Raw genomic sequence first — 24,365 nt, forward strand, 5'->3', positions numbered from 1 at the left:
TTTCATTTTCCCATATAGTGATGATTCATGCCTAGTTCCCCTTTTAAGCGGCTTGAGGACTTGAGTCTGGTTCAGCGCGATCGGTTGGCCTACATCGATTTTCGGCTCTACTTCTTCGGTGAAATCGGTCGCCCAGATCTGATTGAGCGCTTCGGTGTGGCTCCGGCAGGGGCGACACGCGATTTGGCTTTATACCGGGAAATTGCGCCGCATAACATCACCTTCGATGGTAGCAACAAGATCTATCGCATCGGGCAGGCGTTTTCCCCGTTGTTCAAACACGCATCGCAGCGTGTTCTGTCGGCGCTGGCTTTCGGCTTTGGCGATGGCGTGAACGGCTCAATGCAGGCGCTGCTACCATGTGAATCCCCCGCAGCCCTGTGCATCCCCAAGATGGATGTGTTAGCAGCGATTTGCCGAGCCATCCACGCCAAGCGACCTGTCGCCATCCGCTACCACTCGATGAGGGGCGGCGAGTCCGAGCGGGTAATTGTGCCCTTTGCCTTGGTTGATACCGGCCTACGCTGGCACGTCCGGGCCTTTGATCGCAAGAGTAGAGAGTTTCGGGATTTCGTCGTCACCCGCATCGAAGCACCAACATTGCTCGACGAGGAGCCACAGGCCAACGAACGACAGGATAACGACATCCAATGGACGCGCATCGTCGAGCTGGATTTCGTGCCGCACCCGAACGTTGATCGGCCCGATATTATCAAGATGGACTACGGGATGACAGATGGTTCGATCAGAATGCGCGTTCGCGCTGCGGTGGTGGGCTATATGTTGCAGCGCTGGCGGGTAGACTGCTCACCCGATCATTGCCTTCGCGGACCGGAGTACCGGTTATGGCTCAAAGATCATCTCGCAATTTACGGCGTAAAAAATGCCTTACTGGCACCAGGCTATAGCGCCACTAAGAAGGCTGACTATTAATGGAACTGATCGACAATATCAACCGTCTGCTCGGAGACGACCTAAAGCAGACGCTCAAACCTGGTGCTCGCCTGAAGATCGCCGCTTCCTGTTTTTCGATGTATGCGTTCGAAGCGCTCAAAGCAGAGCTGGAGAAAATCGACGAGCTGCAATTCATCTTTACCTCGCCGACGTTCACCGCCAACGAGGTTACCGATAAGATTCGTAAGGTACGCAAAGAATTCCACATACCGAAGGCTGACCGCGAACAGAGTCTGTACGGAAGTGAGTTCGAAATTCAGCTACGCAACAAACTGACCCAGCGCGCAATTGCAAAAGAGTGCGCGGACTGGATGCGGCGCAAGGCAACATTCAAGTCCAATCGCAGTAAGGCACCGATGCAGCAGTTTGCTTGTGTTCAGGCCGCCGCCGCAGAGGCTGCCTACATGCCATTGCACGGCTTTACCGCCGTCGATCTCGGCTACCAGCAGGGCAACGCTGTCTCCAACTTCGTCAACAAGATGGACGAGCCGACATTTACGGCGACCTACCTCAGTCTGTTTAACCAGATCTGGCAAGACCCCGAGAAGCTGGAGGATGTAACGGCGCAGATCTGCGACCACATTGCATCCGTCTACCAAGAAAACTCGCCCGAGAGCATCTACTTCCTGATGCTCTACAATATCTTCAATGAGTTTCTGGACGACATCAACGAGGATGTCCTGCCGAACGACCGCACGGGCTATCAAGACACGCTCATCTGGAACAAACTCTTCAATTACCAGAAAGATGCTGCCACCGGGATCATCAACAAACTTGAGAGCTACAGCGGCTGCATCCTGGCCGACAGCGTGGGCCTGGGCAAGACTTTCACCGCGCTGGCCGTGATAAAATATTACGAACTACGCAACAAATCAGTTCTGGTGTTATGCCCCAAGAAGCTGGCGGACAACTGGCTGAACTACAGCCGTAACCTCAAGACCAACATCTTTGCTCGCGACCGGTTCAACTACGACGTGCTTTGTCATACCGACCTCAGCCGTACGAGCGGTGAGTCGTTCGGCACACCGCTGAATCGCATCAACTGGGGCAACTACGACCTCGTCGTCATCGACGAGTCGCACAACTTCCGCAACAATGACGCCTATAAGGACAAGGAAACCCGCTACCAGAAGCTGATGAACAAGGTTATCAAGGAGGGTGTGAAAACCAAGGTGCTGATGCTTTCGGCCACCCCGGTGAACAACCGCTTCAATGACCTGCGCAACCAACTGGCACTGGCCTACGAAGGCGATTCCGAAAACCTCAGCAAGAAGCTGCGTACCGGCAAGACGGTAGAGGACATTTTCCGTGGTGCGCAGGCCAGCTTCAATGCATGGGCAAAGCTTCCACCTGAAGAGCGCACAGCGCGGGCCATCCTAGATTCGTTAGACTTCGACTTCTTCGAATTGCTCGACAGCGTCACCATCGCACGCTCGCGCAAGCATATCCAGACCTTCTACGATACCACGGAAATCGGCCAATTCCCCGAGCGCCGCAAGCCTTTGTCGTTCCACTGTCCGCTCACGCCGCGAACGGATGTGATGAGCTTCAACGAGATCTTCGAGCAGCTGTCTTTGCTCAAGCTTTCCGTTTACGCTCCGATCAGCTACATCCTGCCCAGTCGGCTCAAGAAGTACGAGGAGATGTATGACACTCAGGTCGCAGGCAAAGGCAAGCTTAAGCAAGTCGACCGCGAAAAGAGCCTGCAGGCATTGATGACGACCAACCTGCTCAAGCGCTTGGAAAGCTCGATTGAGTCCTTCCGCTTGACGCTCCAGTCCCTGCGCGCGAACCACACGAATACGCTAGGCAAGATCAGCACTTTCAATCAGACTGGCGACCTCAGTGGCATTGACAGCAGAATAAATGACCTGACCGACCAGTTAGAAAACCTCGATGCGGACGACGACTTGCCTGACATTGGCGACAGCGAGATTGGCGGCAAGGTCAAGATCAGCCTCGCCGATATGGACTTACCTTCATGGGAGCACGAGCTGAAGGTCGATCTGGAAATCATTGATGCCTTGCTGACGTCGATGAACAAGATCACGGCTGCCGATGATGCCAAACTGCAGCATCTCAAGACACTGGTTCTGGAGAAGATCGCCACACCACTGAATCCCGGCAACAAGAAGGTGCTGATCTTCACCGCCTTCGCCGACACCGCTGACTATCTGTATGCCAATTTGGCTCCGGAATTGCTGGCTACACAGACCTTGCACAGTGCAAAAGTCACCGGCAAAGGGGCACCGAAGAGCACGCTCAAGAAGAGCTATGACTTCCAGGAACTGCTCACCCTCTTCTCGCCGCACTCGAAGGAGAAAGCCATCGTGCTGCCAAATGAGGAGGCAGAGATAGATGTGTTGATCGGCACCGATTGTATCTCTGAAGGCCAGAACCTGCAGGACTGCGACTACCTAATCAACTACGACATCCACTGGAACCCCGTGCGCATCATCCAGCGCTTCGGCCGTGTGGATCGCATCGGCTCACCCAACAGCAGCATCCAACTGGTTAACTACTGGCCAGACATCTCTCTCGACGAATACATCAACCTGAAGGAACGGGTTGAGAGCCGAATGATGATTGCCGATGTTACAGCCACTGGTGACGACAATGTGCTGAGCGCCCAAGCTAACGATGTGTCTTATCGCAAAGAGCAATTGCGACGTTTGCAAGAGGAAGTGATTGAGCTGGAAGACCTGAAAACCGGAGTGTCGATTACTGATCTCGGGCTTAATGACTTCCGAATGGACTTACTCAACTATGTGAAGGTCAATGGCGAATTGAGCAACGTGCCAAGCGGGATGCACGCCGCAGTGCCTGCCAAGCCGGAGATGGGCCTACGCCCGGGTGTGATCTTCACGCTACGCAACCGGAATCCAAGCGTCAACGTCAGTCAGCACAACCGCCTGCACCCTTATTACCTCGTCTACATTAATCGCGAGGGGGAAGTCATCCACGATTACACCGAAGTCAAACGTTTGCTGGATCTGGTTCGCACCTGCTGCAAGGGACAAGCCCAGCCTATTACAGATGCCTGTCTCCTGTTCAATAAGGAAACGGCCGATGGCCGCAAGATGCAGATGTATTCAGACCTGCTTGGCAAGGCCATCCGCTCAATGATCGAGGTGAAGGAAGAGAAGGATCTGGACAGCCTCTTCTGCGGCGGAAAGACCACCGCGTTGGTCAATACTATTGTCGGGCTAGACGACTTCGAACTGATTACCTTCCTCGTGATTCAGGAGGCCGGATGAGTCAGTCTGCTCGATTTGGGTCGAATACCGCGTTCATTAATTATCCGAAGCAGGCTGTCTTTGGTCGTACACTGCCAAAGAATAAGATTTACGAACACAGCGGCGCTAATACAAGACTAAAGGACTTGTTCGTCGAACAAGTTGAGCAAATCGTCTGGCAATATAAGTTGGCCCCGGAAACGATCAATCTGCCCGCCAGGCCGGGAGTACCTGAGCTTCAGATTTTCTCAATCCAGCTCAAGACATCGGAGCTGAATCTGGATGTTTTGCGTTGCATCGATGGCGCGGTGCAGTTTCCCATCATCTTCGAGCTGAGCTTTGATGAGCGAACAAAGGTGATCGCTGCATACAAACGCCCCAATGAGTCGGACGCCAGTCGTTGGGTCTTGAGTGACTACTTTGCCACAGCCTGGTTGCCGAGTGACTATGAGCGCACCGTCATGCCCTTAGCACTCGACCTGGGCGGCTTGTATGAGCAGGTGCTTCACCGTCTGATCCCCATGCCTGCGCGCCCACAAGAAACTCTTGCTGACTTGGTCTCACGCGTGGAACTGGTTGCAGCCAAGCAGCGTGAGGTTGAGAAAGCTGCCTGCAGACTTGCCAAAGAAAAACAATTCAACCGCAAAGTAGAAATCAACGCCGCACTGCGGATGTTGAAAATAGAACTGGAAGAGCTCAAACATTGACAGATCACAACAGGTGTAAGGGAATAAAACTGAAATGAAGATTCAATCCGTTCGCATCAAGAACTTTCGGGCACTCAAAGACGTCACGATCCCCTTCGACTCCGTCACGACATTCATTGGGCCGAACGGAGCTGGCAAGTCGACAGTGCTACGGGCACTCGATTGGTTCTTCAACGGCAAGCCCGGTTCGCTTACAGAAAAAGACTGCTTTTTTGGAGAGACTGACGAAGACATCGAGGTGCAAGTCACGTTCGCAGATCTCACCGAAAAGGATCGGGAGGCGCTTGGTAAGTACACTCCAGAGGGTGCCACCACATTCACTGCGTGGAGGCGCCATTCACCTGACGGGACTGATGTGCTTTCTGCAAACGCAAAGGGATACCCAGAGTTCAACGCCATCAAAACTGCAAATGGCGTAGCCGCAAAGAGGGAGCTTTATGCCAATCTTAGAGCTAGTCGCCCAGAGCTGGAACTCCCGACAGCCACAACCGGCACTGCCATTGAACATGCAATGACTACTTGGGAAGCAGCACATACAGAACAACTTGTAGACGCCCCCGAATCACTTCAGACCAACTTTTTCGGCTTCAACAGCAGCGGCAAGATGAGCGGCCTTTTCGATTTTGTGTTGGTGACTGCAGACCTTCGCGCAAGTGAAGAATCAATCGACGGAAAGTCGAGCATCATTGGACGTATTCTTGAGCGTTCGGTTGATCGTGCTTCGGCTGATGAAGAGATTGCGAAGATCGTCGAGGAATCACGAACACAGCAGCAAAAAGTGTACGACGAGAAATTCAAAGCGCAACTTGATGTTATGACGACTCAGCTTAATGCCGTCGTTGCGTCCTACTCACCGGGTCGGGCAGTCACTGTTTCCCCGGCAGATGTGGAGCTCAAAGCCCCCAAAACCACGTTCGAAGTAGCCGTGCTCGATGGCACAACCGAAACTGCGGTAGAACGACAGGGGCATGGTTTTCAACGGACGATTTTGATCTCGGCGCTCCAGCTCTTGGCACAGTCCGGCTCTGCATCAGCCGACGGAGTCATCTGCTTAGCAATCGAGGAGCCAGAACTCTTTCAGCACCCGATTCAGGCACAGGCGTTTGCAAAAGTGCTCCGCTCACTTGTCGAAGACCCCGACAAGTGCATCCAGGTGACGTATGCGACACACAGCCCTTATTTCCTTGAGGCCCGCCATTTTGATCAAGTTAGGCGATTGACACGATCATCTGGAGAGACTCCAACTGTGACTATCCACTTTGCCTCCGTTGATGATGTGAAGACCAGACTGCACGAGATAGTGAACGCTGATGTTGTCGAACGTCAGTTAGATGGCATCGTTTCAGATCAACTGGCTGTAGCGCTCTTTGCCCATCGCGCTTTTCTGGTGGAGGGTACCACCGAGTCATCGGTGTTCCACGGTATAGGCGACAAAATATCTTTTGGTGCGCTTGAAGCCGCTGGCATTTCCATTGTCCCCGTTGGAGGCAAGACGTCGATCCCTCTTGTCCATGCCATCCTGTCCGCACTCGGTATCCCGGTTTATGCGCTTTTCGATGCTGACAGAGCATGTGAGGCACGAGCAAAAGCCAAAGGAAAACAGCAAAACAAGATCGATGAAGAAATTGCAAAAAACGCCCGAGAAAACCGGACAACATTGAGATACTTCGGCATTGCTGAAGAGGATTTTCCGGAAGCTGTCGTCGGCGACACAGTCGCCATTTTTGAAGACCATCTGGAATCATTTCTCGTAGCCAACTGGACTGAGTGGCTAACCGCCTGCAGTGAAATCGAGGCTTCCACAGGTATCAGTCTCTCGAAGAATCAACTAGCATACCGCACGGCGACACTCAAAGCCGCAGGAGCGGTGCCAGAGATGCTCCAGCAAATCTTAGCCAAGGCAAAAGGAGAATGACCATGCATGAAATCATCTGCCCCCATTGCGGCAAGGCTTTCAAGATTGATGAAACTGGTTACGCAGACATTCTGAAACAGGTTCGCGATGCTGACTTTGAGAAGCAGCTACATGAACGCCTTGAGCTGGCCGAGACGGACAAGCAAAATGCGGTCGAACTCGCTCAAGCCAAGATTACCAGTGAATTGCATAAGGCTGCTTCTGCAAAGGACGCCGAAATCCAGGCACTAAAGGCTAGGCTGGATGCAGGAGAGGTTGCGCAAAAGCTTGCTGTCAGTGAGGCGCTGAACGCGGTAGAAAAAGATCGCGATGCGCTGGCAAACGCGCTGGAAAAAGCAAAGCAAGAGAATGAAACTAAAGCTCAACTGGCCGAGGCGAAGCGATTAAGTGAGCTACGGCAAGCCGAGGCCACCAAGGATACCGTGATTCAGAGTCTGCAGGCCAAGCTTGCAGCGGGCGAAGTTGCACAAAAACTCGCGCTCACCGAAGCGGTCAGCGTGGTGACGAAGGAACGTGACGAACTCAAAAGCGGACTAGATCGAGCTGCACTGGAAAAGCAACTTGCCGAGACTGCACTCAAAGATAAATACGAAACACAGCTCAAGGATCGCGATGGTGAGATCGTGCGTCTGCGGGACATGAAGGCGCGGCTGTCGACCAAGATGATTGGGGAAACCTTGGAGCAGCATTGCGAGATTGAGTTTAACCGTCTCCGAGCCACCGCATTCCCAAAGGCCTACTTCGAAAAAGACAACGACGTGCGCACCGGCAGCAAGGGCGACTACATTTTCCGGGACATGGATGATGCAGGTACCGAGATCGTCTCGATCATGTTCGAGATGAAGAACGAAGGTGACGAAACAGCCACCAAGAAGAAAAACGAAGACTTCTTCAAAGAGCTCGACAAGGACCGCACCGAAAAAGGCTGCGAATACGCCGTACTGGTATCCCTGCTGGAGCCCGACAGTGAGCTTTACAACGCCGGGATCGTTGACGTGTTTCACCGCTACCCGAAGATGTACGTCGTTCGGCCACAGTTCTTCATCCCCATCATCACGCTGCTACGCAATGCGGCGATGAAGTCACTTCAATACAAGTCCGAGTTGGCGCTGGTGAAGGCGCAGAACATCGACATCACCCAATTTGAAACCCAGCTCGATGACTTCAAGACCGCATTCGGTCGCAATTGGCGTTTGGCTTCAGATGGGTTTGAAGAAGCGGTCAAACGCATCGACGAAGCCATTAAGGATCTTGAAAAGACCAAAGAAGCCCTGCACAAGTCTGCCAACAATCTACGGCTTGCCAACGACAAAGCTGAAGACCTGACGGTCAAGCGGCTCACCCGCGGCAACCCAACAATGGCCGCCAAATTTGCCGAGCTCAAACACCAAAACAATTCTGACGCCGAATAAAGCCAGCCTAGAAAGAATTAGGACACTGCGCAATAGTGCGGCATCCAGAGGAAAAGAACATGGAAAAGCTAAAAATGCATTCACCCAATCTCACGCAGGGCAACATAGCCCGCATTCGCGATCTGTTTCCAGGTTGTGTCACCGAAGCCAAGGGCGAGGACGGCAGCGTGAAGCTGGCGGTGGATTTTGACCTGTTGCGCCAAGAACTGGCTGAGTCAATTGTCGAAGGCCCACAGGAACGCTACCACCTGAACTGGCCTGGCAAGCGTGAGGCGCTGCTGACGGCCAATACGCCGATTGCCAAGACCCTGCGCCCAGTGCGGGAGGAGAGTGTGGACTTCGATACGACGAAGAACCTGTTCATCGAGGGGGACAACCTTGATGCACTGAAGTTGCTGCAGGAAAACTACCTTGGCAAGGTCAAGATGATTTACATAGACCCGCCCTATAACACGGGCAATGATTTCATTTATGAGGATGACTTCGCAGAGAACAGCGAAGAATTCTTAAGGAAATCAAATCAAGTCGATGAAAAAGGAAATCGACTTGTTGCCAATAAAGATTCAAATGGACGTTTTCATTCTAATTGGCTCAGCATGATCTATCCACGATTGAATCTCGCACGAAATCTTCTCTCTGAGGACGGAGTTCTGATTGTTTCTATCGACGACACCGAGGTGGCAAATCTTCGCGAAGTAACGAATCTGGTTTTTGGGGAGCAGAACTTTATCGCGACTGTCATTTGGCAAGGGGGACGTAAGAACGACTCCAGGTACGTCTCCGTAGGTCATGACTACCTATTAATTTATGCAAAGAATGAGTATCAACTACGGGAGCTTGGAGTTCGATGGCGAGAGCGTAAATCTGGAGTTGATAAAGCACTAGCTGCTGGGCACGAAGCCTGGGCTGAGAGTGGGAACAATCCTGTTAGAGCAACGTCGCTCTACCGTGCATGGCTATCCAAGCAAGAGGATTTGACTGCTGCGGTTACACGTTTCAAAAACATCGACGACATGGGGCGTATTTACAATGCTGACAAAGACCTTGGTTGGCCGGGAGGGGGCGGACCGAAATTCGAAGTGCTCCACCCTATCACAAAATGCCCAGTATCAACTCCTAGTACTGGGTGGCGGTTCACAGAGGCTAGACTAAAAGAGCAAATTGATGCCGGCCTTGTGGAATTCGGTCCAGACGAGAAAAAAATCCCACGGGGAAAGACCTTTCTCGAAGAATTGGACAGTCAGGTTCCTGAGTCCATATTCACCCAGATACGAACAACTGCTTCGCAGCGTCTCGCTCGCCTCATTGGGCCGGGAGTCTTCGAATATCCCAAAGATGAATACGTCATAGCAAGGTGGATTGACGTTGTAACCGGCTCTGATCCTGAAGCGCTGGTTCTGGACTTTTTTGCGGGGTCTGGCTCAACAGCCCAAGCAGTACAACAACTGAACGCTAGAGATGGTGGCAATCGGCGATTTATTTTGGTGCAGTTGCCGGAATCATGCGATGAAAAAAGCGTGGCCGCAAAAGCTGGCTACAAAACCATTGCCGAGATTACGAAGGAGCGTATCCGCCGAGCTGGCAAACAGATCCTGGAAGGTGAATTCCACGAAGGCTGGAACCAAGATACAGGCTTCCGCGTCCTCAAAATCGACACATCGAACATGGCCGATGTCTATTACGCCCCTGATGCGCTGGAAAAGGGGAAGCTCGATCTATTCGTGGACAACATCAAGCCTGATCGCACGCCTGAAGATCTACTGTTCCAGGTGATGCTGGATTGGGGTGTCGATCTGGCTCTGCCCATTACCAAAGAGTCCATTCAAGGCAAAGACGTGTTATTTGTCGATGGCAATGTGCTTGCCGCCTGCTTCGACGCCAGTGGCAGCATTGACGAAACCTTTGTGAAGGAACTGGCTAAACATCAGCCATTACGTGTGGTGTTCCGCGACGCGGGCTTCAATAACAGTGCGGTCAAAATCAACGTCGAGCAGATTTTCAAGCTCGTGTCTCCTGCCACCGAAGTGAAATGTATCTGAGGGGCAAGTGATGAAACTTAAATTCAAACATCAGCCCTATCAGGCTGCCGCCGTGCAGGCGGTCGTGGATATTTTTCAGGGACAGCCACCGACCTCTGCTGCGGCCATGAGCTATCGCCTTGACCCAGGTAATGTCAAAAACGGCATGGGTGATCTGTTTGCGGTAGACACTGGTTTTAAAAATGCTGAGCTAACCCTCAGTGAGGTTGCCTTGCTTGATAACATCCAAAAGATGCAGCGCCAGCAAAACCTGCCGTTGTCGGAGAGCCTGGTCAAGACCAAGGTCGCCAAGCTAAATCTTGATGTTGAGATGGAAACGGGTACTGGCAAGACCTATTGCTACATCAAGACAATCTTCGAGCTGAACAAACAGTACGGCTGGAGCAAGTTCGTCATAGTGGTGCCAAGCATTGCCATCCGCGAGGGCGTGGTCAAGTCGCTAGAAATCACCGCCGAACACTTTCTGGAGACCTACCACAAAAAGGCGCGCTTCTTTGTTTACAACTCCAAACAGTTGCATCATCTAGAGAGTTTCTCTTCTGATGCCGGTATCAATGTCATGGTGATCAACGTACAAGCGTTTAACGCCACCGGCAAAGATAACCGCCGCATCTATGAAGCGCTCGATGATTTTCAGTCACGTCGCCCTATTGATGTAATCAGTGCAAACCGGCCCATCTTGATCCTCGACGAGCCACAGCGAATGGAGGGGAGCAAGACACTGGATTCCTTAGCGAATTTCAACCCATTGATGGTGTTGCGCTATTCAGCTACCCACAAGACCACACACAACAAGATCCACCGCCTGGATGCGCTCGATGCCTACAACCAGAAGCTAGTGAAGAAGATTGAGGTGCGCGGTATCTCGGTGAAGGGACTGGCGGGAACCAATGCCTATCTCTATTTACAAGCCATCGAAATCTCAAACGAAAAATCGCCAGTTGCGGTTGTGGAGTTCGAACAGAAACTCAGCGGAGGAAAAATCAAGCGCGTCACTCGCAAACTGGGGAAGGGTGATAATCTGTTTGTGCTATCGAACGAGCTGGATCAATACCGCGATAGATTTGTGGTATCGGACATCAATGCCAATACGGACACCCTGAGATTTACCAATGGTGTAGAGCTGACTGTGGGTGATGCGACTGGTGATGTTTCTGAGATAGCTCTGCGCCGCATTCAGATCCGTGAGACGATCAAGGCGCACTTTGATAAGGAGATGGAGCTCTTCGATAAAGGGGTGAAGGTTCTCTCGTTATTCTTTATTGACGAAGTAGCCAGGTACCGGGACTACACCGCTGCCGATGAAAAGGGAGAGTACGCAAAAATATTTGAAGAGGAGTACGCTAAGCACCTTCAAGAAGTGTTTGATAATGGGTTTATGGAGGGGGATGCCCCTTATGCTAAATATCTACGCCACATTGCGGCAGATAAGACGCATAGCGGCTACTTTTCCATCGACAAGAAGAGCAAGCGCCTTACCGATCCCAAGGTCGCTGCGCGCGGTGAAAATGCGGGCTTGTCGGATGATGTAGATGCTTATGATCTGATCCTCAAAGACAAGGAACGGTTATTATCACTAGCTGAGCCGGTACGTTTTATCTTCTCACACTCGGCCTTGCGTGAGGGCTGGGATAACCCGAACGTGTTTGTTATCTGCACGCTCAAGCATAGTGATAACACCATTTCACGCCGCCAGGAGGTCGGGCGCGGCCTGCGTTTGTCCGTTAATCAAAATGGTGATCGCATGGATCATCCGTCCATTGTTCATGACATTAACGTACTGACAGTCGTGGCCAGCGAAAGTTACAAGGACTTCGTGACCGCCTTGCAAAAGGACATTAGCGAGTCCTTGTCAGCTCGTCCGCGTGTGGCGGACAAGGCCTACTTCACGGGCAAGATGCTGAACGCGAAGGAAGGCCCGATTACGGTATCGGACGACCAGGCCACGGACATCGAGTTTTATCTGATCCAGAACAGCTACGTCGATAAGAAACGCAATATCACTGAGAAGTACCATCAAGCTAAGAAAGACGGCACGCTGGAGGCATTGCCGGATGAACTGCAGCCCTATGCAGAGCAGATATTCCAGCTGATTGATAGCGTATTCAGCGAAAGCCAACTCATGCAGATAGACGATGGTCGCAAGCCCAAAAGACTGCAGACCAACGCCAACTTTGAAAAGCAGGAATTCAAGGTGCTGTGGGAGAGAATCAATCGCAAGGCTACCTACAATGTGCTGTTTAATGATATTGAGCTAGTGAATAATGCGATCAAGGCGCTCAATGATAAGAATGCAGGGTTACGAATAACGCCGTTACAATATACCATTCACCGTGGCGAGCAGGCTGATACGGCAACTTACGATGACCTCAAAAAGGGTAACTCCTTCGAGCTGAAAGTTACCGAAACAGAATCGCACACCGCCTCCATTCAATCCGCTGTGCAGTACGACTTGATTGGTAAGTTATCTGAGGGGACTTTGCTTACAAGACGAACCGTTGCCGAAATTCTAAAAGGTCTCAATGCTGACGTCTTCGCGCAATTCAAGAGCAACCCGGAAAGTTTCATTGCCGAAGCCATTCGCTTGGTCAACGAACAAAAGGCCAATGTCATCATCGAGCATCTGGCCTATGACACGCTAGAAGACAAGTTTGATTTGGACATCTTTACCACGGGTCAGAGCAAACAGGATCTCAGTAAGGCTGGGAATAAATTGCAAAATCACATCTACGATTACGTGCTTACCGACTCTGCGATTGAGCGCAAGTTCGTCGAAGAGTTGGATACCAGCAAGGATGTGGTGGTATATGCCAAGTTGCCACGTGGTTTTCTGATCCCAACCCCTGTCGGCGATTACAACCCCGATTGGGCTATTTCCTTCAAAGAAGGCTCGGTCAAGCATGTGTATTTCGTTGCTGAGACCAAGGGCTCGATGTCGTCACTGGATTTACGGCCTATTGAAGCCACCAAGATTAAATGTGCCCGTAAGTTCTTCGATGAGATCAACAAGAAGTTTGCTCCAGAAAACGTGAAGTATGACGTAGTGGATAGCTTCGGTAAGCTGATGGAAGTGGTGAAGTAAGATTAAACCCAGCCTACCATTGAAAAGGTCGGCTGGGGTGTATGCTGTATTTTACTTCATTGGGTTGTTGAGCTTTGCATAATCGAATGGTGAAACGGTTTTCTCCCGGTTTGCATCCAGAAAATCAGCCCACCACTGCAACATCAACTTGCGTTCATCCAGATGTTCCGCTTTGTGGATATACGCCGCTCGCACCGAGTTACGCTCCATATGGCTCATCTGCCGCTCCACTGCATCCTTGGACCATAGCCCTGACTCAATTAACGAACTACAGGCCATTGTGCGGAAGCCGTGGCCGCAAATTTCAACTTTAGTGTCATAACCCATAACCCGCAGAGCACTGTTGACCGTGTTCTCACTCATGGGCTTGCGCGGATCGTGATCGCCAATGAAAATCAACTCGTGTTCCCCGCAAAACTGTTTTATCTTCTTCAGGATTGCCAACGCCTGCTTTGAAAGCGGCACCAGATGAGGTGTACGCATCTTTGATCCTCGCTGAGAATGTTTCACGCCGGGAATAGGCTCTCGCTCAGGCGGGATGGTCCACATTGACGTTTCAAAATCGATCTCTGACCAGCGAGCAAAACGCAGCTCACTGGATCGAATAAAGATAAGCAAAGTGAGTTCCGTTGCCCAACGGGTTAGCGGCCTGCCGGTATAGCCGTCTATTTTCTCGAGTAACTCAGGGATGCGCTTTAATTCCAGCGCCGGGCGATGTTGTCGATTGCCAGATGCGACGGCCCCAGCCATCTCCTGCGCCGGGTTGTAATCAATCAACCCGCTTTGCACCGCATAACGCATGATGGCCGTGGTGCGCTGTTGAAGACGGGAGGCCACTTCAAGACGGCCAGATGTCTCGACGGCTTTAATGGGAATTAACAGATCGCGGGTACCCAATTCAGCAATATTGCGAGCACCAATTGCTGGGAAGATATTATCCTCCAAACTCTTTTTTACGCGATTAGCATGATCTTCCGACCATTTTTGGTTGGTCACGAGCCACTCTCTGGCAACCTTCTCGAAAGTAATAATCTCTTTCGCCTGCTCTTCTTTCGCAGCACGTTTATGCTCACGAGGATCGATACCAGCAGCTACCAGCTTTCTGGCTTCTTCCCTTTTCTTCCTGGCATCCGCCAGTGAAATTTCAGGATAGACACCGAACGCCATCAAATGTTGTTTACCGCCAAAACGGAAACGAAATCGCCAATACTTGGAACCGTTAGGTTTTACAAGTAAGAACATGCCGTCACCGTCAACAAGTGAATACTCTTTCTCCTCAGGTTTCGCAGAACGAACTTTAGTATCCGTTAGGGCCATAATGGTCCTCCTTCCATTGGTATTTCGTGAGTATACAAGCAATATCGAATCGGCAAATATACTCATTAGTATACTCACAAGCTTGTTGATGTGGGTTGAGTTAGGTTGACTTCAGTTGAGGAGAAAATCGTGGAAAGCCTTGTGTGGCGCGGATTTCAGACATAAAAAAAGACCTCAGTTGAGGTCCATTTACATGCTTTTGGTGCCGAAGGCCGGACTCGAACCGGCACGTATTTCTACGGTTGATTTTGAATCAACTGCGTCTACCGATTTCGCCACTTCGGCACTGAAGGGGATGCGGAAACGTTGTGGATTATACCTGTCGCGCGCCGCCATGCAAGCGACGACGCGCGAAACCCGCGCTAAGTGCCCAAAAAACCAGCGCCCTTCGTCACTCCAGCTCAGACACCGCCAGCCGAATCACCCCTGCCGCCTTCTGCTCCGGCAGCGCCAGCACCTTCGCCCACATCTCCTGCACCATATCGCAGGAGAGCTTCTCTTTGCCCGCCGCCTTCTCCGGCATCTGCAGCAGCTGGATGTCCTCGCCGTACTTATCGGCAAGCGCCTTCATAATCGGCCGCACATCCTCGACAGCCGCCTCGCGCTCGGCCGGCGTCACGGTGTGGCGGTTTTTGCCGTAGGCCGCGCGCATCATGTCGGCGTCGGCCTGCATGCGCCGCGCCATCAGGTCTTTATCCAGCATGCGCATCGGGTTCGCGCCGCCCTTCACCATCGGGTAGAGGAAGCGGAAGCAGGCGTCGTCACTCACCTTCTGGATGGCGGCGGTCTGCTCCATGTTGATGGTCATGTAGTTCACCACGTTGGCGTCCGGGGCGTTTTGCAGGCGCGACATCTGCAGATGCAGGATCTGCGGCTGGATGGTGTCGATAATCTGCTGCTCCGGCTCGCCCGCTTTTTGCAGGGCGGCCATCTGGTAGAGGATGCGCTGATGCAGCGCAGGCTCCTGCTCCTTAATCACCTGCCAGGCGGGCATCGCGTTAAGGGCAGCATCCATCTGCTGTTCCGGCGCGCGCTGCCTGTCGAAGAACACCCAGAACGCCACGGCGGCGGCCGCGACGACGACAATCACAATACGGGTCCACGTTTTATTCATCTCGCATCCTTATCCTTGCGTTATGCCGGTTTACACCGGCACGCCGCTGTGGAAGCGAAACTCGTTGTCCGGTGTCGAGATAAGTGTGGCTTCAATTTCGCCAAAATGCTGTATGCGCGGTGAGATATCGTTGTCGCTCACCTGCTGGGCCAGCGTCAGGTAGTCCTGATAGTGGCGCGCTTCCGAGCGCAGCAGCGAGAGATAAAACTTCTGCAGGTCGTCCTCGAGGAACGGGGCCAGCGCGGCGAAGCGTTCGCAGGAGCGGGCTTCGATGTAGGCGCCGCAGATGAGTTTGTCGATCAGCGTCAGCGGTTCGTGGGTGCGCACTTCTTTAAGCATCCCTTTGGCGTAGCGGCTGGCGGTGATTTTGACGTACGGAATGTCGCGGGCCAGCATCGCCTCGCGCACCTGCCAGAAGTGGTGGAGTTCCTCTTTAATCAGCAGCACCATGCTGTCGATGAGCGCCTGGCCCCACGGGTCGTCGGTTTTGGGCATCACGCTTTTGCCAATCTGCCTGTGCAGGGCGATGAAGTCCGGCTCCGGGCCGTCGCGGAAGGTGAACTGTTCGTAGGGCTTGAGCCAGTCGAGCAGCGCGTCGGCACCGCTTTCGTCGGCGACGTATTTACGCACGAGTAATAGCGCGGTCTGGGCGGCCTTGAGCTCGCACACCATGTGGTCGGTGAGCAGCAGCGGCAGGTTTGCCGGGTTGCGGGCTTTATCAATCCATGCTTGCGGGGTCGGGCACTGAAGGAAGTTGAGTACGGGGGCGAGTATCTGCGGGTAATCCATGGTTCTGCCTTGAAAAAGCGGTGGCGTGCGCCACCGCCTGAAACGCTTAGTGACGCACGCCGTCGTCGTCTTCGTCGACGTAATCTTCGTCGTCGCCTTCTTCGCCGTCTTCACCGTTCGGATCTTCGAAGTAGGTTCCCCAGCCGTCGTACTCCACCTCAAACTTCTCGGCCAGGTTCATCAGCTGTTCTACCTGCGCGTCGATAAGCTCCGCCTTCAGCGCGCCTTCGCTCAGGATGTCGCAGCAGATGACGGTGTCGCCCTCTTCCACTTCCAGCTCTTCCGGCTCGGTCACTTCGTAACCCAGCTTGAAGGCTTCCACCGCCATTTTTTCCAGCGCGTCGAAATCATCCGCAGAGAAATGGTGCTCGATGGTGTACAGCGCGTCCGGATCGCTACCGTCTTCCAGCAGCTCTTCAATAATCAGACGCGTCTCTTCGCGTTGCTCTTCCAGGTGTTCCGGGTTTGCCATGGCTCAATCCTCTTTAAAGTGCGGCAGATACTTCTATTTTCACACACGGACGGGTTTGCCTCCACCTTTGTAAGAAAGAATTGTGAAACGGGGTTGCAAATGAATAATTACACATATAAAGTGAATTTTAATTCAATAAGTGGCGTTCGCCAGGCGAGGATAAAATGTCCGATTTGTACAAGAAACACTTTCTGAAATTGCTCGACTTTACCCCTGCACAGTTCACTTCTCTGCTGACTCTTGCCGCACAGCTCAAAGCCGATAAAAAAAAGGGCAAGGAAGTACAAAAGCTTACTGGTAAAAACATCGCGCTCATCTTCGAAAAAGACTCGACCCGTACACGATGCTCTTTCGAAGTTGCCGCATTTGACCAGGGCGCACACGTCACCTATTTAGGGCCGAGCGGCAGCCAGATTGGGCATAAAGAGTCAATTAAGGACACCGCACGGGTGCTCGGGCGGATGTACGACGGCATTCAGTATCGCGGCCACGGCCAGGACGTGGTCGAAACGCTGGCACAATATGCGGGCGTGCCGGTGTGGAACGGCCTGACCAACGAGTTCCACCCGACGCAGCTGCTGGCGGACCTGCTGACCATGCAGGAGCACCTGCCGGGCAAAGCGTTTAACGAGATGACGCTGGTCTACGCGGGCGACGCGCGCAACAACATGGGCAACTCGATGCTGGAAGCGGCGGCGCTGACCGGGCTGGATCTGCGTCTGGTGGCCCCGAAAGCCTGCTGGCCGGAAGAGAGCCTGGTAGCGGAGTGCAGCGCGCTGTCAGAGAAGCACGGCGGCAAAATCACCCTGACGGAAGACGTGGCGGCCGGCGTGAAGGGCGCGGACTTTATCTATACCGACGTGTGGGTGTCGATGGGCGAAGCCAAAGAGAAGTGGGCGGAGCGGATTGCGCTGCTGCGCGGGTATCAGGTGAACGCGCAGATGATGGCGCTGACCGGCAACCCGAACGTCAAGTTCCTGCACTGTCTGCCGGCGTTCCATGACGACCAGACCACGCTCGGCAAGCAGATGGCGAAGGAGTTCGATCTGCACGGCGGGATGGAGGTGACGGACGAGGTGTTTGAGTCGGCGGCGAGCATCGTGTTCGACCAGGCAGAAAACCGGATGCATACGATTAAGGCGGTGATGGTGGCGACGCTTGGGGAGTGATCCTCTCTCCCACATTTTTATTCGGTGCGCTCTTCTTGCCGGGTGACGCTGCGCTTACCCGGCCTACAAAACCCGTAGGCCCGTGCAAGCGAAGCGCCGCCGGGCAAATCAGGCCTGCTCAATTGATTTTTCACCCCAAAAAAGGTACGTTTTCGCCTTAATTCCAGCGTGGACATGCCAGCATTATGCCGATTATTCAGTCTGTTGAACGTGCGTTGCAGATCCTCGACCTCTTCAACGAGCAGGCCACCGAGCTTAAGATCACCGACATCAGCAAACTGATGGGGCTGAGCAAAAGTACCCTCCATTCGCTGCTGAAAACCCTGCAGCTTCACGGCTATATCGATCAGAACCCAGAGAACGGTAAATATCGCCTCGGCATGAAGCTGGTCGAGCGCGGCCATTTCGTCGTGGGCTCAATGGATATTCGTCAGAAGGCAAAAGGCTGGCTGACGGATCTTTCCCGGCGGACCGGGCAGACCACCCATCTGGGGATCCTGGACGGGCGTGAAGGGGTCTATATCGAGAAGATTGAAGGCAAGCTGGCCGCCATCGCCTATTCGCGCATTGGCCGTCGCCTGCCGGTTCATGCCACCGCCATCGGCAAGGTGTTGATTGCCTGGCTGGGCGAGGCCGAGCTGAACGCCCTGCTGGAGGGCTATCAGTACACTACCTTTACCCCTTCCACTCTTGCCACCCGCGAAGCGTTGGTGGATGCGCTGAAAAAAACCCGCGAACAAGGCTACGCCCTGGACAGCGAAGAGAACGAGCAGGGCGTGCGCTGCGTGGCGGTGCCGGTGTGGAACCATGAGTCACGCGTGATTGCCGCCCTGAGCCTGTCGACGCTGACCTCGCGCGTGGACGACGCCGAGCTGGCTAATTTCCGCGAGCAGCTTCAGCAGGCCGGGCTCCAGCTCTCACGCGCGCTGGGCTACCCGGCCTGAGCCGCTACAGCGGCTCGTAGGTAAAGTAGTCGAAGTCCGCGTGGCAGCCGTCACCGCTAATGTCCTCGCAGTGCAGCCCCACAAATGCGCCGGTGAAGAAGCCGCGCCCGCCGATGTAGTCGTCCGATAGTTTCCACGCCTCATAGGTTACCGGCACGGTGTGCCACGTCTCGCCGTCGAACGAGTAGCTGTAGCGATAGACCAGCGTATCCACATCGACGCGCAGCCAGACGCTCTGCGCACTCTCCGGCACCGGAATCGGCTGCTCGTGCAGCGGCCATGACGGCACGTTGTGGTCGAGCTGGATCACCTTTATGGTTCTCCCCTGCCCCTCCTCGTAGTCCACAAAGCAGTAGCTCCAGTTTTTGCTGTTGTAGTAGCAGGTCAGCCCCGCGCTCTGCTGGAAGTGGACCGGCGAGAACTGCATCCGCGTCTCCGCCCGGAAGGTGAAGTGCTGCCAGCGGCGCGCCACGGTCGACTGGGTGAAGGTCGAGTTAAGCGAGTCGTTGCCGTAGAGCCGTAAATAGCCGGGGCGCGCGGTGAGCGAGCCGAGGGTGTCGTCGAACGGAATGCGCAGGGTTTGCAGCTCCGGGTCAAGCGAACTGGCGTCGAAATCGTCCCGCCAGCTGTGCTGAACGGCAGCGGGCTGCTCGGCAATCTGCGGGCCTTTCACGGTCAGCTGCGCGTGCTTACCACCTTCGACATACGGCCAGCCGTCGCGCCACTCAATGCGCGCGATGCCGGTCTCGCGCCCCAGCGGGCAGTAGCCGCGCCCGCCGGAGGCCAGCAGCGGCACGCCGGGCAGGCGCAGCGGGCGGCTGGTGAGGTAGGCCATATACCATTCCCCCGTGTGGGTCTGCAGCAGCGAACCGTGGCCGCTCTTCTGCAGCGGGTTCTCCGGCAGGTGCCAGCTGGTCATCATCGTCACCTCCGGGTGCAGCTCGTACGGCCCGTCGATCGTTTTTGAACGCAGCACCACAACGGCGTGTTCGTAGCTGGTGCCGCCTTCGGCAACCATCAGGTAGTACCATCCTGCGTGGCGATACAGGTGCGCGCCTTCGGTGTAGCAGAGCGGCGTGCCGGTAAACAGCGTCTTACGCTCCGGCGAGAGGGTGCCGGTCTGCGGATCGAACGCCTGCATCACGATGGTGTTGTGCGGGTTGCTGTGGTGGCGCGGCCCCCACGGGCGGTAAAGGTAATATTTGCGGCCATCGTCGTCGTGAAACAGGGACGGGTCGAACCCGCCGTTGCCCATCGGGATCGGCTCGCTCCACGGCCCCTCAATGGACGGCGCGGTGACGAGGTAGTTGCGGCCGTTTTTCCACGGCGAGTCGACAATCTTCACGTCGGTATAGAGCAGCCAGAATTTGCCGTCGGCGTAGCTCAGGCACGGCGCCCAGATGCCGCCGGAGTCCGGGTTGCCCTTCATGTCCAGCATCGACACGCGGTCCAGCGGGGTGCTGACCAGCGACCAGTTTTTCAGGTCGCGGGAGTGGTAGATGCGCACGCCCGGGAACCACTCGAAGGTCGAGGTGGCGATGTAGTAGTCCTCGCCCTGGCGGCAGAGGGACGGGTCCGGGTTGAAGCCGGTGAGTATCGGGTTAGTGATTTCCATAGTGCCTCCGGTTAATGGGATGCGGCTGTCGCGGCGTCGGGAACGGCTTCACCCTGGGCCGCGCGGTGCTTGATCAGCTGCTGGCTGATGGCCTCCACGCGGGCGTCGGTGAGCTTATAGAATGACAGCATGATGAACATGCCCGCGTAGAGCACTACCGGCACCACGCAGAACAGAATTTTGATGGTGGTCAGCACCTCAACCGGCTGCACGCTGCTGCTGGCGGAGTAGTTCACGTACGCCAGGATCCAGCCCACTACCGCCCCGCCAATCGCCAGGCCAATCTTCAGGCTGAACAGGTAGGTGGAGAACACCAGCCCGTCGAGGCGGCGCCCGCTGCGGCTCTCCTCGTAATCCACCACGTCAGAGGCCATGAGCCACTGGAGCGGCGTGGTGGTGTTAAAGACGAACAGGAACAGAATGTTGAGGGCGAAAATCAGGGCGATATGCTCCGCCGGGGTGACGAAAATCAGCAGGCTGATCAGCGAGTAGGCGACGATGATCCACTTGAAGGCGGTGACGCGGTCAAAGCGGCCCAGCAGGCGGGAGGAGCAGAGCGAGCCGAACATGGTGGCAAGGCTGCCATAGAGTAAAAACTGGGTCGCCAGCTCCGGGTGATCCATCACGTATTTGACGAAGTAGAGGGTCGCCCCGCCGCGCACCACGTTGGAACAGGTCGCCATCATCTTAAAGGCACACATAATGCGCCACTGGCCGTTGCCGAACAGCAGCCTGAGATCTTTTGCCACCGACGAGCCCGGCTGCACCTCAAAGGTGTAACGCTCTTTGGTGGTAAAGAAGCAGACGTAGAGCAGCACCACGCCGCTCAGCCCCAGCACGCACATGGCGCCGAAGTAGCCCACCTGCTCGTTTCCTTTGCCGATGATGCTTACCAGCGGCAGCGCGATACCGCTGATGGCGAGCGACCCCGCCGCCGCCAGGAAGAAGCGCCAGGACTGCAGGGCGTGACGCTCTTTCGGGTCAGCGGTGATGACGCCCGGCATGGCGCAGTACGGCACGTTAACGAAGGTGTAGACCAGAGTCAGGAGAATGTAGGTCACGCAGGCGTAGATGATTTTGCCCTGCGCCGAGAAGTCCGGCGTGTAGAAGGTCAGTACGCAGACGATGCCAAACGGGATCGCGCCCCACAGCAGGAACGGGCGGAACTGGCCGTGCCGCGTGCGGGTGCGGTCAACCAGCAGCCCCATCAGCGGGTCGGTGACGGCGTCGAGCACGCGGGAGACCAAAAACAGCGTGCCCATAATGCCCGCTGACAGGCCGAAGACGTCGGTATAGAAATAGGCCAGCAGAAACATCGTGGCCTGCCAGACGAAGCCGCAGGCGGTGTCACCCAGCCCGTAGCCAATTTTGTCTTTCATGGTTAATTGCGTCATCAGAATTACACCCTTATATCGTGTGCTGAATAACAACATCGTGTTAATGGAATGTAATGAGCTGTTCAATTAACCAGCAATGGTCATATCTTATTTCTGAATTATGTTATTTTGCTTTTGTGACGCCAGCGATATATCGCAACTGATTGTTTAAATTAATAAATTACAGAAATAAGAAAGCCGTCCGCGGAATATTTTCCGCAGACGTTTTTTTCTAGAAATAATTAAATGCCGAGCGCTTTTTTACCGGCGTTAATTACCTCAATAATTTTATCGGTGTCATAAATACAGCCTTTCCAGGTGCCGCCGCTCACCGACTGCAATGCTGCCCATAGCCGCGTATCGTCCGGCAAAAAGTCGTGGGCGTGCAGGTCCGGATGCGTCTGCCGCCATGCCAGCTCGCGCGCGCCCTCTTCCGGCGTCAGCGGGGTGTCCGCCGTGCCGATAAAGTTCACGCTGCCCGTCAGGGTCATACGATCCACGGCAATCTCAATGATGTCGTTATCGCGCAATTTGCCGATCGGCCCGCCCGCCAGCGCCTCCGGCGACACGTGCCCGAAGCAGGCGCCCGTCGACACGCCCGAGAAGCGCGCATCGGTAATCAGCGACACCGTCTTGCCCCACGAAATATGCTTCAGCGCGGAGGTGAGCTGGTAGGTCTCTTCCATGCCAGTGCCGGACGGTCCGCCGCCGATCACCACCATGATATCGCCCTGCTGAATCTCTTCCCGCTTGATGGCCTTAATCGCCTGCGCTTCTGAGACAAACACCCGCGCCCGACCGGTGTGGCGGTAAACGCCATCGTCACCGACCACCGACGGGTCGATCGCCGTGGCCTTGATCACCGATCCTTCCGGCGCAATGTTGCCCGTCGGGAAGCAGACCGTTGAGGTCAGCCCTTTCGCTTTGGCCTTCTCGGGCGGCAGGATCACGTCATCCGGATCGACGCCGTCCTGCTCGCGCAGGCACTGACGGAAGCGCGCCCGACGTTCCGATGCCTGCCACCAGTCGAGGTTCTCGCCCACCGTCTGGCCGGTCACGGTCATGGCATCCAGATGCAGCAGGCCGAGATCGCGCAGGTGGAGCATCACCTCCGGCACGCCGCCTGCCAGGAACGCGCGCACGGTCGGATGGTAGTCCGGGCCGTTGGGCAGGACGCTCACCAGGCGCGGAACTTTACGGTTGATGCGCGTCCAGTGCGCGACGTCAGGAAGGGTGCAGCCCGCCGCGTGGGCGATGGCCGGTATGTGCAGCAGTAAATTGGTGGAACCGCCGAACGCCGCGTGGAGCACCATGGCGTTTTCGATGGCCTTATCGGTGAGGATATCGCGCGTGGTGATGCCGCGGTTATCCAGCTCGCTCACCGCCCGCGCCGACTGGCGGGCGATCTCCAGCCACACCGCCTGCCCGGACGGTGCCAGCGCGGAGTGCGGCAGTGCCAGACCCAGCGCTTCCGCGACCACCTGAGAAGTGCCCGCCGTGCCGAGAAACTGACACCCGCCGCCCGGCGACGCGCAGCCGCGACAGCCCAGCTCGGCGGCCTCCTGCAACGACAGCTCGTGGTTGGCAAAGCGCGCGCCAATGGTCTGCACCTTGCCCGCATCTTCACCCACGGTCGGCGGCAGCGTCGCGCCGCCCGGCACCAGAATGGTCGGCAGATCGTGCATGGCGGCCAGCGCGATCATGGTCGCCGGCAGCCCTTTATCGCAGGTTGCCACGCCGATCACCGCCCGGCGCGTCGGCAGGGAGCGGATCAGACGACGAAACACGATCGCCGCATCGTTGCGGTACGGCAGGGAGTCGAACATGCCGTGCGTGCCCTGAGAGCGCCCGTCGCACGGGTCGCTGACGAAGGCCGCGAACGGGATCCCACCGTTGCGGGTGATCTCCTTCGCTGCCGCCTGCATCTGCATGCCAATTTCCCAGTGCCCGGTGTGGTAGCCCAGCGCAACCGGGCGTCCGTCCCCGGCGCGGATGCCGCCCTGGGTACCGATGATCAGCACCTCTTTGCCGGTCAGCCTGTTGGCGTCCCAGCCCATCCCGGCGTTTTGCGTCATGCCGAACAGGTTGCCGCTGGGGGATTCCATCAGCATTTGCGGGGTCAGCGGCAGCGCGCCCTGCGGCCCCGCCGCGTGGGTGATCACCGCATAAAACGCATCGTCCTGTGGGGTGAAAATTTTCTCGATGGTCATGGTTATCTTCCGGC

General features: G+C 55.1%; 17 protein-coding genes and 1 tRNA gene. 10 read left to right on the top strand and 8 right to left on the bottom strand.

What is annotated here, in order from left to right; translation table 11 throughout:
* The first annotated feature begins 27 nt into the window (after window positions 1-27).
* Genes ACOTXR_RS09455 through ACOTXR_RS09485 form a run of 7 tightly spaced genes read left to right on the top strand, consistent with a single transcriptional unit; the run spans window position 28 to window position 13,345 of the window.
* Window positions 28-933 carry a helix-turn-helix transcriptional regulator gene (locus ACOTXR_RS09455; RefSeq protein WP_222834764.1) on the top strand — a complete coding sequence of 302 codons (906 nt, stop codon included), beginning with the start codon at window positions 28-30 and terminating at the stop codon, window positions 931-933.
* A complete protein-coding gene (locus ACOTXR_RS09460; protein WP_222834763.1) occupies window positions 933-4,211 on the top strand; it encodes a helicase-related protein in 3,279 nt (1,092 codons plus the stop codon). Before ACOTXR_RS09455 ends, ACOTXR_RS09460 begins: the two co-directional genes overlap by 1 nt.
* Complete coding sequence (locus ACOTXR_RS09465; protein ID WP_222834762.1) at window positions 4,208-4,897, top strand: DUF4391 domain-containing protein; 690 nt, start codon at window positions 4,208-4,210, stop codon at window positions 4,895-4,897. Before ACOTXR_RS09460 ends, ACOTXR_RS09465 begins: the two co-directional genes overlap by 4 nt.
* A gap of 34 nt (window positions 4,898-4,931) precedes the next feature.
* Window positions 4,932-6,812, top strand: coding sequence for an ATP-dependent nuclease (locus ACOTXR_RS09470; RefSeq protein ID WP_222834761.1), 1,881 nt, complete (start codon window positions 4,932-4,934; stop codon window positions 6,810-6,812).
* A gap of 2 nt (window positions 6,813-6,814) precedes the next feature.
* Window positions 6,815-8,224, top strand: coding sequence for a DUF2130 domain-containing protein (locus tag ACOTXR_RS09475; RefSeq protein WP_150872369.1), 1,410 nt, complete (start codon window positions 6,815-6,817; stop codon window positions 8,222-8,224).
* Window positions 8,225-8,283: 59 nt separating this feature from the next.
* Window positions 8,284-10,263, top strand: coding sequence for a site-specific DNA-methyltransferase (locus ACOTXR_RS09480; RefSeq protein ID WP_222834760.1), 1,980 nt, complete (start codon window positions 8,284-8,286; stop codon window positions 10,261-10,263).
* A gap of 10 nt (window positions 10,264-10,273) precedes the next feature.
* The gene (locus ACOTXR_RS09485) at window positions 10,274-13,345 is read left to right on the top strand and encodes a type III restriction-modification system endonuclease (protein ID WP_222834759.1); all 3,072 of its coding nucleotides are present in this window, start codon (window positions 10,274-10,276) and stop codon (window positions 13,343-13,345) included.
* Window positions 13,346-13,396: 51 nt separating this feature from the next.
* Here the strand turns inward: ACOTXR_RS09485 and ACOTXR_RS09490 are convergent, their stop codons facing one another.
* The 5 genes from ACOTXR_RS09490 to rraB form a co-directional block, all read right to left on the bottom strand.
* Complete coding sequence (locus tag ACOTXR_RS09490) at window positions 13,397-14,662, bottom strand: tyrosine-type recombinase/integrase (protein ID WP_222834758.1); 1,266 nt, start codon at window positions 14,660-14,662, stop codon at window positions 13,397-13,399.
* 200 nt (window positions 14,663-14,862) lie between these two features.
* Window positions 14,863-14,947, bottom strand: a tRNA-Leu gene (locus ACOTXR_RS09495).
* 106 nt (window positions 14,948-15,053) lie between these two features.
* Window positions 15,054-15,776, bottom strand: a complete 723-nt coding sequence (locus ACOTXR_RS09500; RefSeq protein WP_421767023.1) for a topoisomerase II — start codon at window positions 15,774-15,776, stop codon at window positions 15,054-15,056.
* A gap of 30 nt (window positions 15,777-15,806) precedes the next feature.
* Complete coding sequence (gene miaE, locus ACOTXR_RS09505; RefSeq protein WP_058690290.1) at window positions 15,807-16,565, bottom strand: tRNA isopentenyl-2-thiomethyl-A-37 hydroxylase MiaE; 759 nt, start codon at window positions 16,563-16,565, stop codon at window positions 15,807-15,809.
* A 46-nt stretch (window positions 16,566-16,611) separates the two neighbouring features.
* Window positions 16,612-17,037, bottom strand: a complete 426-nt coding sequence (rraB, locus tag ACOTXR_RS09510) for a ribonuclease E inhibitor RraB (RefSeq protein WP_014882320.1) — start codon at window positions 17,035-17,037, stop codon at window positions 16,612-16,614.
* A gap of 99 nt (window positions 17,038-17,136) precedes the next feature.
* Here rraB and argL point away from each other — a divergent pair, with 99 nt between their 5' ends.
* The 3 genes from argL (at window position 17,137) to xynR (ending at window position 19,150) form a co-directional block, all read left to right on the top strand.
* Entirely contained in the window at window positions 17,137-17,232 is a 96-nt protein-coding gene (argL, locus tag ACOTXR_RS09515; protein ID WP_213014371.1) for a putative translational regulatory protein ArgL, read from the top strand.
* Complete coding sequence (gene argF, locus ACOTXR_RS09520; RefSeq protein WP_058690291.1) at window positions 17,202-18,206, top strand: ornithine carbamoyltransferase; 1,005 nt, start codon at window positions 17,202-17,204, stop codon at window positions 18,204-18,206. Before argL ends, argF begins: the two co-directional genes overlap by 31 nt.
* Window positions 18,207-18,391: 185 nt before the next feature.
* Window positions 18,392-19,150: a DNA-binding transcriptional repressor XynR gene (xynR, locus tag ACOTXR_RS09525; RefSeq protein WP_014882318.1), complete on the top strand. Its 759-nt coding sequence runs from the start codon at window positions 18,392-18,394 to the stop codon at window positions 19,148-19,150.
* A 4-nt stretch (window positions 19,151-19,154) separates the two neighbouring features.
* On the opposite strand, the gene ACOTXR_RS09530 is transcribed toward xynR, so the two are convergent.
* The 3 genes from ACOTXR_RS09530 to yagF all read right to left on the bottom strand — a co-directional run bounded on the left by ACOTXR_RS09530 (window position 19,155) and on the right by yagF (window position 24,351).
* On the bottom strand, window positions 19,155-20,765 hold the full coding sequence (locus ACOTXR_RS09530; protein WP_058690292.1) for a glycoside hydrolase family 43 protein: 1,611 nt from the start codon (window positions 20,763-20,765) through the stop codon (window positions 19,155-19,157).
* 11 nt (window positions 20,766-20,776) lie between these two features.
* The gene (locus ACOTXR_RS09535; protein ID WP_058690293.1) at window positions 20,777-22,159 is read right to left on the bottom strand and encodes an MFS transporter; all 1,383 of its coding nucleotides are present in this window, start codon (window positions 22,157-22,159) and stop codon (window positions 20,777-20,779) included.
* Between the two features lie 224 nt (window positions 22,160-22,383).
* Window positions 22,384-24,351, bottom strand: coding sequence for a xylonate dehydratase YagF (yagF, locus tag ACOTXR_RS09540; protein WP_058690294.1), 1,968 nt, complete (start codon window positions 24,349-24,351; stop codon window positions 22,384-22,386).
* Window positions 24,352-24,365: the final 14 nt, after the last annotated feature.

Origin of the sequence: Enterobacter cloacae complex sp. IR53030, assembly GCF_049238365.1 — a bacterium.
Classification (GTDB): Bacteria; Pseudomonadota; Gammaproteobacteria; order Enterobacterales; family Enterobacteriaceae; genus Enterobacter; species Enterobacter kobei.